The organism is Paenibacillus chungangensis (genome assembly GCF_042675905.1).
GTDB classification, from domain to species: Bacteria; Bacillota; Bacilli; order Paenibacillales; family Paenibacillaceae; genus Pristimantibacillus; species Pristimantibacillus chungangensis.
In genome coordinates, this window is record NZ_JBHTJZ010000028.1 from 1 (window position 1) to 18,504 (window position 18,504).

Here is an 18,504-nt window from a genome sequence, read left to right on the forward strand (position 1 = left end):
CTTGCTCATGATGTAATCCCCTCCATTGCTTGTTCCAGTATACAAAAAGGTACCCACAGTCCGCACACCTTTTTTCAAAGTGTCCAGTCTATGGGTACCAGTGTAGCAAGAGCCGTCTTCTTTTTTTTTGGATGATTCCCCTTGCATGTACATATAATGAAGAAAGTCTTGGGTCGTCGATGCCTGGAGCGGACTTATTGTGTGGGATTTGGGGGTGGTGAAATGGAGCGTTTTACGGACAAGCGATTGTTTGTATTGCTCATATATGTCATATTGTGTCTCATTGCAGTCTATTTCCTGTATATGCTCAAGCCGCTAATCGTGTCCGTTTATGTTTTTTTGAAGGCGGTGCTTGGGCCTTTCATTATTGCCATGATTATCTCCTATGTGCTGAATCCCGTCGTTACGCTTCTTCATGAGAGGAAAGTTCCGCGTACGATTGCTGTACTGCTCATCTATGCCGTGTTCTGTGTGGTCATTACCGTACTGCTTGTCAATATGATTCCGATGTTCATTGATCAAGTTCAGCAGTTGAACCGTCACTTGCCGGAGCTGAGCATGCGCGCTGAGAACTTCGTATCCGATATGAACAACACCTCATTCCTGCCTGACAGCTTCCGGGATGGCGTGAACAGATCGCTGGCGGCGATCGAGAAGCGGATATCGGAGACGCTGTTCCAATTCGTCAACAATATCGGCAATATGCTTGGCGCTGTCTTCATTGCGTTCATCATTCCATTCCTGGCTTTTTATATACTGAAAGATTTCGAAGTGTTCGAGCGGGCGATTATTACGTACTTGCCCAAGTCCCACCGGCAGAATACCGTCCGTTTGATGAAGGATATTGACCATGCGCTGGGCAGTTATATTCGAGGGCAATTTCTCGTCTGTCTTATCGTTGGCATACTGGCATATATCGGTTATCTGCTGATTGGGATGCCTTACGCGCTGCTGCTGGCGGGCATTGTCGCCGTGACCAATGTGATTCCTTATCTGGGACCGTTCTTCGGGGCCGCCCCGGCGCTGCTGATGGCATCCACCGTATCATTGAAGATGATGATATTGGTCGCTATTGTTAATACAACTTGTCAAATTCTTGAAGGGAATGTCATCTCACCTCAAGTGGTGGGCCGAACACTGCATTTGCATCCACTGCTTATTATCTTCGCCTTGCTCGTGGGAGGGGAGATCGCCGGTATTGTCGGCATGATTTTGGCTGTGCCGATCTTCGCCGCTTGCAAAGTCATTGTTCAGCATATGTTCGCCTATTATGTGCGCAGGAGAATCATTCGGTAGAAGGTGAAAAGAGATTTGACACGCTGCCGACCGCAGAGATATAATCTGAACATATATGTTAAAGCGTTGATGAAAACAAGTAGACCAAAGCCCGTCAGCCAGAGAGAGAGCTTCTTCGCGGGACACGCAAGTCCGTTCAGGACTTATGCGGCCGGCGTCGGTTGAGAAAGCTGTCATGTCGAAGGTTGGTCGAAAGCTCTTTTCGGAGTGTGAACGAACTTCATCGGCTGGACCCGTTATCGTCCTGCAAGGAGATTGTGCCCATCAGGGCCCAATAACCAGGGTGGTACCGCGAACTTTCATTCGTCCCTGTCGTTGACAGGGCTTTTTTTATGTCCATTTGTTTGCCTAATCAGAAGGAGGAAGACGTTTATGAATGCAAGTGAAATTCGTAAGAAATGGCTGGCGTTTTTTGAGAGTAAAGGACACAAAATTGAAGCAAGCGCATCGCTTGTGCCGCACAACGATCCGTCTCTGTTATGGATAAATGCGGGAATGGCGCCACTCAAGCCTTATTTTGACGGCAGGGTGAAGCCGGACAATCCGCGCATCGCCAATTCTCAGAAGTGTATTCGTACGAACGATATTGAGAATGTGGGTAAGACGAAGCGGCATCACACGTTCTTCGAAATGCTGGGCAACTTCTCCATCGGCGATTACTTCAAGGAAGAGACGATAAAGTGGGCTTGGGAATTCCTGACTGACAAGAAGTGGATCGGCTTCGATCCCGACAGATTGTCGGTAACGGTCTATCCGGAGGACGAAGAAGCGTTCAAGCTGTGGAACGAGGTGATCGGTCTGCCGGAAGAACGCATCTATAAGTTGGAGGAGAACTTCTGGGACATCGGTGAGGGACCTTGCGGCCCATGTACGGAGATCTTCTACGACCGCGGTGAGAAGTATGGGGATCTCTCCGATCCGGAGTGCTGGCCGGGTGGGGAGAACGAGCGCTTCCTGGAAGTGTGGAATCTCGTATTCTCCCAATTCAATCATAACAAGGACGGCAGCTACACGCCGCTGCCGAACAAGAACATTGATACGGGAGCCGGACTGGAGCGGTTCGCTTCCATTCTGCAGGATGTGGATTCCAACTTTGATACGGATCTGTTCCTTCCGATCATTAACCGGACATGTCAGCTCGCAGGCGTGACTTATCATCACAATGCGGAGCATGATGTCGCTCTTAAGGTCATTGCCGACCATATCCGTACAGTCGTCTTCTCCGTAGGCGACGGAGTAATGCCGTCCAACGAAGGGCGGGGCTACATTATAAGAAGGCTTCTGCGCCGTGCGGTGCGTTACGGCAAGTCGCTTGGCGTAGACCGTCCCTTCCTGCACGAGCTTACTCCTGTCGTGGGAGAAGTGATGGGCGTCTACTATCCGGAAGTGGTGGAGAAGAAGGAATTCATTGAACGCGTTATCCGCACGGAAGAGGAACGCTTCCATGAGACGCTGTCCGACGGCCTGGTGTTGCTGTCTCAGCTGGCGGAACAAGCGAAGCAATCGGGTTCAGCCGTCATCGGAGGCGATGACGCCTTCAAGCTGTACGACACCTACGGCTTCCCGTTCGACTTGACGGAGGATTATGCAGCGGAGCATGGCATGACCGTAGACCGCGACGGCTTCGACGCCGCCATGGAAGCTCAGCGCGAGCGCGCTCGCGCCGCCCGTCAAGATACGGGAAGCATGAACGTACAGGGCGGTCCGCTCGCTGATATAACGGATAAAAGCGAATTTGTTGGCTATAATGAATTGGTAACAGACTGTGAAATTAAGGCGATTGTGCTGGAGGATGCCACTGCTGAGTTAGCGGGCGAGGGCAGCCGCGTCGCGCTTATACTGGACCGCACGCCGTTCTACGCGGAAAGCGGCGGACAGATCGGCGACAAAGGCAAGATAGAAGGTGACGGATTCACAATTCAGGTAGAGGACGTCACGAAGGCGCCGAACGGGCAAAATCTGCACCATGCCGTCGTCGTCAGCGGAACCGTATCGACGGGGGCCGCGGCGAAGGCTATCGTGGATCGTACTGTGCGCGAGGATATTATTAAAAATCATACCGCTACGCATCTTCTGCACAAAGCGCTCAAGGAAGTGCTCGGCGAACATGTTAACCAGGCCGGCTCGCTAGTGGAAGCGGAGCGCTTGCGCTTCGACTTCTCGCACTTCGGGTCCATTACGGACGAGGAGCTGGCGGCGATCGAGCGCAAGGTGAACGAGCAGATCTGGCTTGGCACCGATGTGGACATTAGCCTGCGGTCGCTGGACGAGGCCAAGGCGATGGGAGCGATGGCGCTGTTCGGTGAGAAGTACGGCGACATCGTGCGGGTCGTGAAGGTCGGCGATTACAGCCTGGAGCTGTGCGGCGGCTGTCATGTAGGCAACACTTCACAGATCGGACAATTCAAGCTGCTCTCCGAGAGCGGCATTGGCTCTGGCGTCAGACGGATCGAGGCTGTAAGCGGGAAGCAAGCTTACAGCTACTACGAAGAACAGCTGGAGCTACTGAAGCAAGCGGCGTCCTTGCTCAAGTCCAATATCGCCGATGTTCCGAAGCGTCTGGAATCGCTGCTCGGGCAAGTGAAAGAGCTGTCGCGCGACAATGAATCGCTGCAAGCGAAGCTTAGCCGTATTGAAGCGGGCTCGTTGCTGTCCGCGGCAGTAAAGGCGGGAGACATCACGGTATTGTGCGCCAAGGTTAGCGCCCCTTCCATGGAGGCGCTCCGTGGCATAGTCGATGAGCTGAAGCCTCAGCTTGGACCAAGCGTGATTGTGCTCGGCGCTGTAGAAGGAGACAAAGTGAACCTGGCTGCGGCCGTCTCACAGGATTTGGTGAAGAAAGGTTATCATGCTGGAAAAATCATTAAAGAAGCGGCCCAGCATTGCGGAGGCAACGGCGGAGGACGTCCCGATATGGCGCAAGCGGGAGGGAAAGACGCTTCCAAGCTCGATGAAGCATTGAAACTTGTTCAAGAACTGGTGACGGGCGGAGCAAGTGTGATATAGTAGTGATATGTAACCAAAGTTAGAATGCGTTGTGGAAAGCGAGGTGCTGCCTGATGAGTGCAATGGACCAAACGATGAAGTTTAATGTGAAGGCGGAAGCGGAAGAGACATCTTCGGAAGACATACTGCTGAAGGTGCATGAAGCGCTGCTGGAGAAGGAGTATCATCCCATTAATCAGATTGTCGGTTATTTGTTGTCCGGTGACCCTGCGTATATTCCGCGTCACAACAACGCCAGAAGCCTGATCCGCAAGAAGGAGCGGGACGAGCTGATTGAGGAACTGGTCCGTTTCTATCTGCAGCACAAGAATCAATGACGCAAGGGGCCTACCGGGATGAGGATCATGGGATTGGATTACGGTGACCGCAAGATTGGCGTTGCGGTTAGCGACGAGCTGCGATGGACGGCACAAGGCCTTACCGTTGTCGAGCGGAGACGGGACAGCGGAGAGCTGGACCGATTGGCGGAGCTGGTTCGGGAGCATGAGGTGTCGGAGATCGTAGTGGGCTTGCCGAAGAATATGAACGGCACGATTGGTCCGCGCGGCGAGATAACGATTGCCTTTGCTGAGCAACTCGGCCAGCAACTGGATTTACCTGTTCACCTTTGGGATGAAAGGCTGACGACGGTAGCCGCAGAGCGGACACTGCTGGAAGCCGATGTAAGCCGCAAGAAGCGAAAGCGGGTTGTGGACAAAATGGCGGCAACGCTTATTTTGCAAAATTATCTCGATTCTATAACGAAAAGGTGAGGGTAAACATGACAAACGAAGAACTGAATTACGAAGAGCCGGAAATTATCTACATTCCGGACGATGAGGGCAATGAGGAAGAGTTCGAAGTCATCATGAAATTCGAGATGGATGATTCCGATAAGAAATATATGATGGTCGTCCCTCTCATTAGCGACAATGAAGAAGAGGACGAAGTATACGCGTTCCGTTACGAGGAAGACGGCGATGACTTGAAGCTGTACACCATCGAAGATGAAGAAGAGTGGAACATCGTGGAAGAGACGTTCAACACGTTGCTTGGAGAGATGGAGGAGCAGGACTAATGGTCCGTGAAGGACAAGCGGCGTTATTTCCTGCAGGAAGCGTTCTGAAGGACACCTTCGGCAACGAAGTGGAGTTGCACAGTGAAGACGGCTCAGCGCTTGTATTCCGCATTAAAGCGGAGTTACTGCTGGGAGCTGTCCGCTATGCCGCGCTACAGCGGGAGGATAAGCAGGACGAAGATGAGGTGGAGTTTTTTCGCATCGATCTCTCCGGCTCTGAGCCGGCACTGGAAAGCATTGGGGACGATGAAGAGTGGGAAGCGGTCTCGGAAGCGTACGACGATTTGTTTTTTGCAGACGATGCAAGACCTTGAATGGTCACAATTGTATACGCAAATGACAAGAGGGCGGCTGACAACCGCTCTTTTTGTCGAAATACGTCCTTTCCTCCGGGAAACCTGTTCATTGTTCCGGTGTGGTGAAACTTGAAGAAGAGGTGTGGAAAGTTGGATAAAGTGGAAGAGAAGGAGACACCGAAAAAGAAAAAAAAGAGCAAAGCAAAGAGGGGGCCAAGAGCATGGGTTGTGTCCTTCTGGGTCGCCCTTAGTCTGCTCGGCATTATCGCATTAGCGGCATGTGCCGTGCTGTTCTATTTGTGGAGCAATTTGCAGCCTTTGCCCGAAGGCGATCCGAAGAAGGTAACGATATCGCGAGGGATGTCTGCCAATCGTGTAGCGGATGCATTAGAAGAAAATGGAATTATAAAAAATGGGTTTTTATTCGGCTATTATTTACAGCTTAAAGATGAAGGCGCAAGATTCCAGGCGGGGGTCTACGAATTCCATCCCGGCATGGATAACGCTACGATTATCAATATGCTGAACACGGGTGATGTCGTGGAGGCGGAGACAGTGCAATTCACTATTCCTGAGGGATATACCGTGGAGCAGATTGCACAGAAGCTGGCTCAGGAAGGGCTGGTTGATTCCGCCAAGTTCCTTCAGCTTGCGGGCGAAGACCGCACATGGGGCGAAGCGGAGGCGGTATTGTCCATCCCGAAGGAAATGGAAGGAACCATACAGCGTCTAGAAGGGTATATGTTCCCCGAGACGTATGCGATGAAGAAGGACAGTACGGAAGAAGCGATCATTCAGCGCATGCTGCAAGAGACGGACCGCAAGCTGGAATCGCTGCCGGAGGGTTGGCAGGAGGTGCTGGGAGAATCAGGGCGTTCGCTTCATGAGATTATGACCATCGCATCTCTGGTGGAACGCGAGGTGGTCGTTGATGAAGAGAGGCCGATTGTCGCCAGCGTCATATATAACCGTCTGAAGCAGCCGATGCGGCTGCAGATAGACGCTACTGTGCAGTATGCGTTAGGGAAGCAGAAGGAGCGTCTGCTGCATAAGGATTTGGAGATTGACAGTCCTTATAATACGTACAAAATCGACGGCTTGCCACCGGGACCGATCGCGAGCCCGAGCATTGCTTCCATTGAAGCGGCGCTGTATCCCGCGGATACGGATTACTTGTTCTATGTCACGAAGAAAGACGGCACGCAGTCGCATCTGTTCGCCAAAACCTATAAAGAGCATCAGCGCAATATTGCCGCCAGCGAGAAAACGGCGGAGTAACGTCAGTGAAAGGAGGAGTCTTGCATATGAGCTACAAACCGGAACTGCTTGCCACAGCTTCCTCGCTGGAGGAGTTGAAGCGGTTAATGGCCGCCGGAGCCGACGCCTTCGTCATCGGGGAGTCGAAATATGCTACCAGGCCTGCAGGTGAATTCACCCAAGAGATGATCAAGGCTGCAGTCGAACTGGCTAAGCCGAACGGCGTTCGCATCTACGTCTTGATGAACCACTTGATCGACAATGCGTCTCTGGCGGACATGCCTGCTTACATCGCCTTTCTGCACGAGATTGGCGTGGATGCTATCGTATTCGGAGATCCCGCTGTCTTGATAGCCGCCAGAACGCATGCTCCGGGCATGGACCTGCATTGGAATACAGAAATGACCTCAACGAATTATATGACGGCAGACTATTGGGGTCGCAGGGGGGCGACCCGCTATGTACTTGCCCGGGAGCTGAATATGGAGCAAGTAGTGGAGACGAAGGAGCATACGAATCTTGAAGTGCAGGTGCAGGTGCACGGGATGACCAATATTTATCATTCCAAGCGTTCGCTGCTCCACAGCTATATGGATCATCAGTCGGAAGGCGGCAGGCTGGAAGGCTATGAGAAGGAGCTGGGCCTTTACTTGAAGGAAGCGGAACGACCAGATGAGCAGTATCCCATCTATGAGGATCTCAGCGGAACCCATATTATGAGCTCGGACGATATCTGCATGCTGGAGAATTTGCACGAGCTGCTGGATGCCAAGGTGGACAGCCTGAAGATCGAAGGCATCTTGAAGTCCGTCGACTATAACGAAGTGGTCGTTCGGACCTATCGTCGCATCATTGATACGTATATGGCCGACCCCGACAATTACGAGTTTCAGGACGAATGGCTGGAGCCTGTCGCTGCCGTGCAAGACCCCGACAGGGAGCTCAGCTTCGGATTTTTCTATAAAGAGCAAGTGTATTAATCGATAGAAGGCTAAGGAGGTGCAGCAAGATGAGCAACATGACGAAGGAGGCTCCGCGCTACAAGGGCAAGCGGCATCGGCTGGAACGGCCGGAGCTGCTTGCGCCCGCAGGCAATCTGGAGAAGCTGAAGTTCGCCATCCATTACGGTGCGGATGCTGTCTACATTGGCGGACAGAAATACGGCCTACGCTCCAACGCGGACAATTTCAGCTTCGAAGAGATGAGAGAAGGCGTAGAGTTCGCGAATCAGTACGGAGCGAAAGTGTTCGTCGCTACGAACATTTATGCGCATAACGAGGACATCGGCGATGAGTTGGAGCACTATCTGCGCAAGCTGGAAGAGGTGGGCATCGCGGCAATTATTGCGGCGGATCCGATCATTATTGAGACCGCTCAGCGCGTGGCGCCCAAGCTGGAAGTTCACCTCAGCACACAGCAGTCGACGATGAATTGGCAGACGGTGCAATTCTGGAAGGAAGAAGGATTGCCGCGCGTCGTGCTGGCCCGTGAGACGAGCTTCCAGGAGATCGCGGAGATCAAGCAGCATGTCGATATCGAGATCGAGGCGTTCATTCATGGCGCCATGTGCTCCTCGTATTCAGGTCGTTGTGTGTTGTCCAATCACTTTACGGACCGGGATTCCAACCGGGGAGGCTGCTGCCAGTCGTGTCGCTGGAAGTATGATCTGTTCCTCAACGACGCTCCCATGTATGAAGAAGATACAGACCAATTTACTATGGGCTCGAAGGATCTGTGCATGATTGAATATTTACCGGAGCTGATCGAGGTGGGCGTGGACAGCTTTAAGATTGAAGGACGGATGAAGAGCATTCATTACGTCGCCACCGTCGTGAATGCCTATCGGCAGGCGATCGACGCTTATTTCGCTGATCCGGAGAACTTCGTGCTGAAGCAGGAGTGGGTCGACGAGGTTCATAAAGCGGCCAATCGTCCGCTCAATACAGGATTTTTTCTTGACACGCCAGGAGCGGAGGATCACATCTATGGCCCCGAGGACAAGGCGGCGCCTTATGATTTTGCGGCGGTCGTATTGGATTATGACGAGGCGAGTGGGTTTGCTACAATTCAGCAGCGCAACCATTTCAGACCGGGGCAAGAGGTGGAATTCGTTGGTCCCGGTGGCAGGTTTTTTAAACAGACGGTGACTGAACTCCAGGATATGGACGGCAATAAGCTGGATGCCGCTAGACATCCTATGCAGCATTTGCGTATTCGAACTTTAAATCCGGTGAAGAAGATGGACATGATGCGAAAGAAGATTGGATAATATCGTTCAAAAGTCCTTAAAAAGACTAGCCTCTATGCCGATAATACGGAGAGGATAGTCTTTTTTTCTCATTCTAACAGGAGGCGGTGTGTATCATGAAGTTTGTCAATAAATCGGTTGTAAGCGCAACCACATCTATTCATCCGTTCAAATCTGTCGGGATGAAGCTATTTTTGATTATATTCGGAAGTATTCTGGCGTGCGTCATCACGATCGGCATGCTGGCATATTCCAAGACGAAGGATATCGTGGAGATGAAAGTGTCGGATGCCAGCTTTCAGACGATCAATCAAGTCGCGGATAATCTGAATAATGTATTCAAAACCTACGAGGATATTTCCATGCAGTTTCTGGTAGACAAGGACTTTCATGATATGACTGCCGTACTGCTCAATGCGGAAGACGAGTACTCCAAATTCGAAGCGACGAAAAAAATAACGGACATGCTGCAATACATATCGCTTAGCAACAGTTCGATCAAAGGCATTCTGCTTTTGCCCCTCCAAGAGCAATTAAAGCCGATCGCAGTCGGCAATGCGCAAACAGCGAGAGCGGCTGAATTGATGGAGATGGATTGGTTCAAAAAAGTGGTTGAACTAAATGGCGCCATACACTGGATTGAGCCTCACTCTACAGGGTTGGCGACAGCTAGTCCACTGCCTGCCCTCGGGCTGGGACGTCAGTTGAACAACAGCTTCACGAATAAGGCAGGCTATGTTCTTCTTATGGAAATTCCGGTGGAATTCATAAGCGAGCATTATAGTGATGTCGTATTGGGCAATGGCAGCGAGCTATCTATAATGGATATGCAAGGGAAGTATATTATATCAGAAGACAACGCGCTTATCGGCACGGATGCTGCCATCACCTTGCCCGCTGATCCGGATAGCAACGGTGCGGATAAGCTTGAGAAGCGCGACGGGGACGAAGTGCTTGCCGCTTACCGATCCTTGAGTGCGATGGAATGGCGTCTGGTAGGCACCATTCCGGTTCAGGAGCTTGTGGAGTCGGCCTATGTTATTCGGGATGTTACATTGGTGACGGCGCTTGTGGCAGTGCTCATCGCGATTGCCATCGGATATGTGGTCATATTGACGATCGCTCGACCGTTAGTGAAGCTCTCGGAACTGATGGAGGAGGGAGCAAGCGGCAACTTGACCATCCGCTCTACGATTAAGAAGCGGCAGGATGAAATATTCAAGCTGAGTGAGAGCTTTAACCGAATGATGATTCAAATCTCGGAGCTGGCGAATCGTACGACACAATCGGCCGAACAGGTGCTAGCGACTGCCGGCGAGCTTACGGAATCATCCCAACGTACCGCGTTGTCTGCACGAGAAATATCGGTCGCCACAGAAGAGATTGCGAAAGGAGCTACCAGTCTGGCGGTGGAATCGGAGCGGGGATCTGATCTATCCATACATATACAGAACCAGATGAAGGAAGTGATGATGGCGAACGAAGAGATGGTCCGTTCGGCCGGGGAGGTGGAACTGGCAAGCAAAAGCGGTACCGACCATATGGGAGCGCTCATGCAGAAGACAGAGCGAACGGAGAATATGACTCGGGAGATGGTGGAGAAGGTAGACGCTCTGAAGGATAGCACCACATCTATCGTGAAAATACTGGATGTACTCAATAATTTGACCAAGCAGACGAACATTCTGTCTCTGAACGCGACGATTGAAGCTGCTCGCGCCGGCGCTGCCGGCAAAGGGTTCATGGTAGTGGCGGATGAGATTCGACAGCTGGCGGATCAGTCCAAGCAATCGATCGACGTTGTTGCGGGCATTACGGAGAGAATCAGCGGTGAAATTGAAGAGACGGTGAATGTGTTGTCCGAGGCTTACCCATTGTTCCGCGAGCAGATCGAATCTGTAAAAGAAGCGAACGGCATATTTCTATCGGTACAAGGACAGATGGGCGGCTTCCAGCAACGGCTTGACGATGTGACGAGCTCAGTTGCAGAGTTGGAGAAATCACAAAATGTACTGGCTGAGGCGATGACCAACGTGAGCGCGGTAGCGGAGGAATCGTCGGCAACTTCAGAAGAGGTGGCTTCGCTCAGCAGCGAGCAATTGAATGTGAGCGACGGATTAGTCAAGCTGTCTGAGCAACTGGATGCCGTGTCCCGCGGGCTGAAGGAGACGTTGATGAAATTCAAAATATAGTATGTAGAAGAAGCCGACTTATCCCTTTAGGGAGGTCGGCTTCTTCTATGTGCGTTCGTAATTTGGTTTTATATTTTTGTACTTAAGCTATAATCAATTGGTCGTATTCAGTCGATAACATAATAGTAACTTTGTATGAATTTCTCAGTCAGTCGCCGCATAATTCTAATCGTTGCGGACTACATAATCATTACATACTATAAGGGCGGTGCCAGAAGCATGCTAGGTCGAAAGAAGCAAAAAGAACAACTTGTGCAAGCAGATGGGAAGAAATCAACGATTATGGAAACAGGAGTAACAAAGAATAGGATGAAAGCTGCCCAAATGGATTGGTTCGCGCTGATCAAACAGGCTGTCATCTCCAATCCGCTCAAGTCAGTCGGCAAGAAGCTATTTTTGATTATTCTCATCAGTATTATTGCATGTGTCTATTTCGTCAGCGCTATGTCTTACTCGCAGGCAAAACGATTGATTGTGGATAATGTATCCCAGGCCAGCTTCCAGACCGTTCAGCAAGTGGCCAATAACTTGGACGTCCGCTTTCGAACCTACGTCGACCTGACGCTACAGATAGTGATAGACAAAGTGATGAGTGAAAATCTCGATGTATTGTCCAAGACGAAGGATGCCTTCCAGAACTTGAACGCGAATCGGGAGCTTTCCGAGAAGCTTAACAATTATATTATGAGTAATGACAGCATATCCGGTGCGGCTCTTATTCCGATGAAAAGCGATGGAGCATTGGTTTTCGCCGGCGCATCCAGAGTAGTAGACAAAGACGTGGTCTTCAATAGCGAATGGTACAAAAAAACGGTAGAGCTGGACGGAAAAACAAACTGGATTGAGCCGCAGGAAAGCGGCATTATCGCATCAGCGCAGAGCGATTCCATTGCCTTAGCAAGAATGATTAAAAATATTCAATATAACGAAAACTCATATATTTTAGTCATTGAGCTGCCGCTTAACAAGCTTGTGGAAAATTATAGCGAAGTAAATCTTGGCGAAGGCAGCATGCTGACGATCGAGAGCTTGTCTGGACGGTATGTGCATCACCCCGATAAAGCCTTAATTGGAGAAGCTTCCGTCGTTGCATTGCCTGCCGAAGGAAAGGAAGCAGGCGAGGGAAGCATGGAACTGGAAACCTCCAACGGCGATGACGTGCTGGCGGTCTATCAGCAGTTCAGCGTTGTACCGGATTGGCGGCTCGTAGGCACAATACCTGTTAGCATGCTGGCCTCACAGGCAGATGTCATTCAGAAATCCATGGTCAATGCGGTAATTATCGCAGCGATACTGGCCATAGGGATCGGAATCTTCGTCATCATGACGATCGCAAGACCGCTTACGCAACTACGCAATCTGATGGTGGAAGGGGCGAGGGGCAATCTGACGATTCAATCGCATGTGCAAGGACGCAAGGATGAAATCGGACAGCTGGCGGATAGCTTCAATGAGATGATGAGTCAGATCAAGACACTGGCGGTGCATACGACTCAATCCGCAGCAGAGGTTATTAGAACGGCTAGCGAACTGACCGATGCTTCCAAGCAAACTGCCATTGCGGCAAAGGAAATCTCGATTGCAACGGATGAGATTGCCGGTGGGGCGACGAGCCTGGCGGTGGAAGCAGAGAAGGGCAGCGATTTGACCGGCAATATCGATACGCAAATGAAGGCAGTGATGTCGGCGAACGTACAGATGTCAGAATCCGCCGCAGATGTGGAATCAGCCAGCGAGCAAGGAACAGCCCATATGAACCAGCTGATCGAGCAGACGGGCGCGACTGAAGTGATGACAAGGTCGATGGTTGAGAAGGTAGAAGCGCTTAAGGAAAACACCAGTTCCATCGTGAAAATACTGGACGTGCTCAACAATCTAACCAAGCAAACGAACATTCTGTCGCTCAATGCCACTATTGAAGCTGCACGCGCAGGAGTCGCAGGGAAAGGCTTCATGGTCGTCGCGGACGAAATTCGTCAATTGGCTGATCAGTCCAAGCAGTCCATTGAAGTGGTCGGTCAAATTACGGCCAGCATTCAATCGGAAATCGAAGAAACCGTCAGCGTACTATCCGAGGCGTATCCGATGTTCCAGCAACAGATTAGCTCAGTGAAGGAAGCCAGCGGCATCTTCTTGTCGGTACAAGGACAGATGGGGCAGTTCAAGGATAAATTAGAGGTTGTGACGGATTCGATTCAAGATCTTGGTCATACCCAGTCCGTATTGTCGGAGACAATGACGAATGTGAGCGCTGTGGCGCAGCAGTCGTCAGCGACTTCGGAGGAGGTCGCGTCCTTAAGCACTGAACAGCTAAGCATTAGCGATAATCTGGTCGTCTTGTCAGGCAAGCTCGATTCTGTATCGAAGGCGCTTCAGGAGTCGCTTGCCAAGTTTAAAATGGAATAGAGACAGAATAGTCTATCGGAATAGGCTGCTCAGGCAAAGAAATGACGAGGTCATTTCGAACGCTTGAGCAGCTTTTTAGCGTTTACAGAATGGAAGGAGAGGAACAATAAGGAGGAGGAGATATCGGTTACCGGTCAATCAGGAGGACATAGACATGGATCACGGAAAGCGCATTAATCGCATAAATCGCATACTGGCCATAGCCATCCTATTCAGCTTAACGCTGTTGGGCTGTCTGGGAAGGCTTGCCTGGCTGCAACTGGCTCCTGGCGGTAATATGGCAAGGCCAGTCAATGTTCCCGCCAAGGACGGATGGAAGCGGTACGCGGTCACGCAGCGGCAACGGCAGCTTGTGCTTGATACGGGCAGAGGAGATTTCCTTGACCGCTACGGCAATCCCATTACGGGGGAGACGTATGATGCGCTTGCTTTCTTTCCCGTCTTTCCTTCAATTGAGGGCAATCGAACGGCATTGAGGCAGCTGGCTGAAGTGCTGCACACGGAGGAGGGAGTTATCGCGCGGTTCTGGGAAGGGCTTCATGAGCCGAAGTTTTGGCCCCGGACGGGGAGCGATAAGCCTATGCAACTACAGCAGGAGCAAGCGGATGCCATCAAGCGACTTCGGCTCGATGGCGTAAAAGTGCTGGCATACCGCAACAGGTACAGAAGCGAATTCGCGGCCAAGCACTTTATCGGCTTTACGAGTCAACATCCGGAATGGGTCGCTCTCCGCTTCCAGAAGGAGCTGGCAAGCGGAAAACATCACCTGACCGAACAGGTGGGCGGCACGGGGCTAGAGAAGTCGCTTGATTCCTATCTGCATGGAATCGGGCCGTTATCTATATCTTATTTCATGGACGGGCGCAATAAACCGCTAAGCGGTCTCGATATGAGGCTGATCGCACCTCGCAATCCTTATTATCCGTTGCAGGTCGTCACCACAATTGATCTGGAGCTGCAGAATAAGCTGGAAGCGTACGCCCTCCATAGCGGATTAAAGGAAGGGGCAATCGTCGTCCTGGATGCTGTGAGCGGCGATGTAACGGCGATGGTGTCGTTGCCTGAATTGTACCCGGACCGATTCAGCACGTCCGACGGGTCGGAATGGATCAATTATGCGCTCAAGGCGGTCGAGCCCGGCTCTATCTTCAAGCTGGTTACTGCAGCAGCCGCTCTTGAGGCGGTTGTAGCGGAGAGAGAGGAACACTTCCACTGCAGCGGGGAGTACGGTAAGTATGGGCTGTCGTGCTGGAAGAAGGGGGGGCACGGGGATATTACAATGAAGGAAGGACTCGCTCAATCCTGCAATATTGTGTTCGCCACGCTGGCGGAACGGCTGAAGCCAGCACAACTGGAGCGAACAGCGGCGAGTCTCGGGGTTGTGGGCCAAGTCGGCTGGTATAGCGACAAGCGAGGCGATCAGGCAGCCGCCAGACAGCTTCGATTACTAGAGGAGGAAGAGCCGGGCCGTATATTCCAGTCATCAGGCGCCCAGTATACCCCGGATGGAGGCGTGATGGCGCAGACAGGCATCGGGCAGCGAGATGTCCGCATCAGCCCTCTGCAGGCGGCGAATCTGATTGTTACGCTGTTGAACGGGGGCAAAGTGAGAGAACCGCGGCTGGTGAGTGAGATTCGCTATGCGAACGGCCAGAGTATGGTTGGCTTCCCCCGTCACGCCGTTAAGGGCAAGGGGCGAATTGGCGCAGAGACGGCATCATGGCTGATTCGACGAATGGAGGAGGTTGTCGATCGGGGAACGGGAATGTCTATTCGCAGCGGACACTGGAAAGTTGCCGGTAAGTCGGGAACGGCGGAGACGACGAAGGGCGGAGCCGCGCGCAACCATCAATGGTTCGCGGGCTTCGGCCCAGTGGAATCGCCTCGCTATGCAGTTGCGGTGCTGGCAGCCTATCGTGCGCCGGGCAGCTCGCATCTGGCCACACGAATGTTCCGTGAAGTGATGGACATCGCTGCAAGCCTCGAGACGACATCCCGCTCATATGTGACTGATCGGACTACCCGCCATTAATCGGCTTCTCGCTGGCCGGATTGTCGGGGGCGTCGGGCGTATCATATTCGTCGATAGGTTTGCGAATCCAGCTCTGCAGATAGCCTTGCGCATAGAGCGATTTGATCAGGATAACCAGAATTGGCGATAGAATAACTCCGGCGATACCGAACAGCGACAAGGAGATAATCATGGCTGACAGCATGGTGAAGGCCGATACGCCAAGGGAATCTCCTGTAATTTTTGGCTCCAGAATCTGTCTGGTCAACGTAACTACCAGCCATAGTACTGTAAGCCAGATGGCCAGCGAAGTTTTGCCCACAATGAACAGATAGATAATCCAGGGAATGAACAACGTGCTAACGCCAAGTATCGGCAGTATATCGAATATGGCGGCCACTAGAGCAATGATAAATGAATTGCTCACATTCAGCGCGATTAGTGAGATAAAAATCACGATAAACGTAATACTGATCATTTTGGCTTGAGCTTTAATATAAGTGGCAATTCCTTTGAATACATTGTCTCTAAGGAACAAAAAGGCGGTTTTGAATGTTTTCGGCGTTTTCTCCGATGCTACCTTCCGCCAGGAAATAATCTCGATGCTAAGGAAATAAGCCAATATAATGCCAATTGAAAAGTTGAAAATAAAAGAGGATACGGACGACACATATCCAACTAATCCGCCCAGAAAGGTCATTGCCACGTTTTTTAAGTTCTCTGAACTGCCTTTAATAAACTCTTGCATTCGCTCCGACAGCTCAAAGTCCGCAGGCAGTCTGTCCAATTGAAGCTCAAGTTCCTTCGTTATGAAGCCGATCTGCTTCGTTAGCGACTCCTGATATTTGGGGAAATCGTTAATGAGCTGCGTGCCTTGCTTCGTAATAAGGAAAGCTGCTCCCGAGAAAGCGCCGAGTATAAGGAGTGTGAATAAGACGACCGAGATGCCGGCAGCTATCGATTTTTTGACGCCCCATTTGTTCAGCCGTTTGGCGAGCGGTTCTATGAAAATGAATATGACAAAAGCAAATATGATGGGGGTTGCGATTTTATAAATGGAACTAAAAGCAAACATGATGAGAAAAACGGTTAGTATGATCAACCCGATGTCAAATGCAGTACGCCAATATTTCTTGTAAAATGGGAGCACAGTCATCTTTCCTTCCATTAATTGTTGATAACGGCAAAATGATAATGCGTTATTTTCTATAAGATTGTACTATAGTTTATACGGAATGTACCTATTTTTTATTCAAGTATGATACAATTAAATGAAAAAAACATATGCGGTGGGGAAGACAAATATGGAGAATTTTCTGCTGTGGGTATTTTATGTCATGACATTTTATGCGTTTCTCCCAGGTGTCATAAGCCGTACTTTTGGTTTTCGGGTGTTCAAGCGGGGAAGAGTCGAGAAAGAGATCGCTCTTACCTTCGACGATGGCCCTGATTCGCAATATACGCCACAGTTGCTCGACTTATTGAAGCGCTACAATGCGAAAGCTACATTCTTCGTTGTCGGCTCCCATGCGGAGAAACAACCGGGTCTGCTTCGCAGAATGAAGGACGAGGGACATGATATCGGTATTCATAACTATGTACACAAGTCGAACTGGCTTATGCGGCCCAAGACGGTGAGACGTCAGATTGAGAAGACGAATGCCATTATTGAGACCGCTACCGGAGAACGTTCCAACTACTATCGACCCCCATGGGGCATTGTCAACTTATTCGATTATTCCAATATGGGGTATTTGCAGATCATTCTGTGGTCGTCTCTGTTCGGTGATTGGCGCATTCGTGTCGGTGCGGAACGGCTGCAGCGAAGAATGATGAAGAAGCTGCGTCCGGGGGAAGTGCTGCTGCTGCATGACTGCGGGAAGACGTTCGGCGCAGATGAGGCTGCCCCGCACAATATGCTAATAGCACTGGAGGCTTATCTGAAGCAGGGGATGAAGCAGGGCTATTCCTTCGTTAACATCTCGCAGATGATCAGGCTGACGGATGCGAGTTGGAAGCCTTCACTGATGAAGCGAACCGTTATCTCGCTCTGGTTGCTATGGGAGCGGGCCTTCCACGCCGCCTTCCGCTTGAAGCAGGTGGGGGAAGGTGACAAGCCATCGTTCCATTATCGGGTGACCACCTATAACGGTCAATCTGTGGAATTCGCAGATGGAGGCGCCATCGGCAAGGGAGACGTTGTCGCTGAGCTTCACTTCGACAACGGAATGCTGTCTAGCATCGCCGCTCGGTACAAGTCGCCGCTTGCGGCGGGACTGCGGGTCATCCGAGAAGTGGAGCATGCGTTGCCGCAGCTGGCAAGGCAACTGGCGGAAGATCCCGACGCATCGAACATCAAGGCGGTGTATGGCGTAACGATGATACATCGCGGTGCAGATCGGCTTGGCTTCGAGGTATTCAACTTGCCTGACGGCTTGTTCGCTCGTTCCACCAATGTGTACTTGCGGCTGCTTACGAAGGTGCTCACTCCGTCTGATTCAGGGAATCGGCGTAAGGATCGCAACAAGCGGCTTAAGGAAGCGACATCGCCGCGCATGCTGCTAATGCCGGTGCACCGAATACGGCAATATGCGGCAGCGGGATTGGATAATCTGCAGGGAGGGAACGCCGACCTGCTTCGCGCCCCGATAGATCGAACGATAGCAGGGACCGGAGATGAGTCCGCAGTTATCAGCTCCAAGACAACAGCATTATAATATCATTATAGAACGAAG

14 protein-coding genes are annotated in these 18,504 nt (G+C 51.3%); 13 read left to right on the plus strand and 1 reads right to left on the minus strand.

Annotated elements, in window-relative coordinates:
* The first annotated feature begins 222 nt into the window (after positions 1–222).
* The 12 genes from ACFQ2I_RS16475 (at position 223) to ACFQ2I_RS16530 (ending at position 15,790) form a co-directional block, all read left to right on the plus strand.
* Positions 223–1,296 carry an AI-2E family transporter gene (locus ACFQ2I_RS16475; protein ID WP_377566105.1) on the plus strand — a complete coding sequence of 358 codons (1,074 nt, stop codon included), beginning with the start codon at positions 223–225 and terminating at the stop codon, positions 1,294–1,296.
* Positions 1,297–1,668: 372 nt separating this feature from the next.
* Complete coding sequence (gene alaS / locus ACFQ2I_RS16480) at positions 1,669–4,302, plus strand: alanine--tRNA ligase (protein ID WP_377566107.1); 2,634 nt, start codon at positions 1,669–1,671, stop codon at positions 4,300–4,302.
* A 53-nt stretch (positions 4,303–4,355) separates the two neighbouring features.
* Complete coding sequence (locus tag ACFQ2I_RS16485; protein ID WP_377566110.1) at positions 4,356–4,619, plus strand: IreB family regulatory phosphoprotein; 264 nt, start codon at positions 4,356–4,358, stop codon at positions 4,617–4,619.
* Positions 4,620–4,637: 18 nt separating this feature from the next.
* Complete coding sequence (ruvX, locus tag ACFQ2I_RS16490) at positions 4,638–5,054, plus strand: Holliday junction resolvase RuvX (protein ID WP_377566112.1); 417 nt, start codon at positions 4,638–4,640, stop codon at positions 5,052–5,054.
* A gap of 8 nt (positions 5,055–5,062) precedes the next feature.
* On the plus strand, positions 5,063–5,359 hold the full coding sequence (locus ACFQ2I_RS16495; protein ID WP_377566115.1) for a DUF1292 domain-containing protein: 297 nt from the start codon (positions 5,063–5,065) through the stop codon (positions 5,357–5,359).
* On the plus strand, positions 5,359–5,673 hold the full coding sequence (locus ACFQ2I_RS16500) for a DUF1292 domain-containing protein (RefSeq protein ID WP_377566118.1): 315 nt from the start codon (positions 5,359–5,361) through the stop codon (positions 5,671–5,673). The genes ACFQ2I_RS16495 and ACFQ2I_RS16500 overlap by 1 nt, the downstream gene beginning before the upstream one ends.
* A 141-nt stretch (positions 5,674–5,814) precedes the next feature.
* Positions 5,815–6,933: an endolytic transglycosylase MltG gene (gene mltG / locus ACFQ2I_RS16505; RefSeq protein WP_377566216.1), complete on the plus strand. Its 1,119-nt coding sequence runs from the start codon at positions 5,815–5,817 to the stop codon at positions 6,931–6,933.
* 26 nt (positions 6,934–6,959) lie between these two features.
* The gene (locus ACFQ2I_RS16510; protein ID WP_377566121.1) at positions 6,960–7,892 is read left to right on the plus strand and encodes a peptidase U32 family protein; all 933 of its coding nucleotides are present in this window, start codon (positions 6,960–6,962) and stop codon (positions 7,890–7,892) included.
* A 38-nt stretch (positions 7,893–7,930) separates the two neighbouring features.
* Entirely contained in the window at positions 7,931–9,181 is a 1,251-nt protein-coding gene (locus tag ACFQ2I_RS16515) for a peptidase U32 family protein (RefSeq protein WP_377566218.1), read from the plus strand.
* 95 nt (positions 9,182–9,276) lie between these two features.
* A complete protein-coding gene (locus ACFQ2I_RS16520; RefSeq protein WP_377566124.1) occupies positions 9,277–11,352 on the plus strand; it encodes a methyl-accepting chemotaxis protein in 2,076 nt (691 codons plus the stop codon).
* Between the two features lie 309 nt (positions 11,353–11,661).
* On the plus strand, positions 11,662–13,758 hold the full coding sequence (locus ACFQ2I_RS16525; protein WP_377566127.1) for a methyl-accepting chemotaxis protein: 2,097 nt from the start codon (positions 11,662–11,664) through the stop codon (positions 13,756–13,758).
* 154 nt (positions 13,759–13,912) lie between these two features.
* Positions 13,913–15,790: a peptidoglycan D,D-transpeptidase FtsI family protein gene (locus ACFQ2I_RS16530; RefSeq protein WP_377566130.1), complete on the plus strand. Its 1,878-nt coding sequence runs from the start codon at positions 13,913–13,915 to the stop codon at positions 15,788–15,790.
* Here ACFQ2I_RS16530 and ytvI read toward each other — a convergent pair.
* Entirely contained in the window at positions 15,777–16,919 is a 1,143-nt protein-coding gene (gene ytvI, locus ACFQ2I_RS16535) for a sporulation integral membrane protein YtvI (RefSeq protein WP_377566133.1), read from the minus strand. The genes ACFQ2I_RS16530 and ytvI overlap by 14 nt on opposite strands.
* A gap of 154 nt (positions 16,920–17,073) precedes the next feature.
* Between ytvI and ACFQ2I_RS16540 the strand changes: the two genes are divergently transcribed.
* Positions 17,074–18,486, plus strand: a complete 1,413-nt coding sequence (locus tag ACFQ2I_RS16540) for a polysaccharide deacetylase family protein (RefSeq protein ID WP_377566136.1) — start codon at positions 17,074–17,076, stop codon at positions 18,484–18,486.
* Positions 18,487–18,504 lie beyond the last annotated feature (18 nt).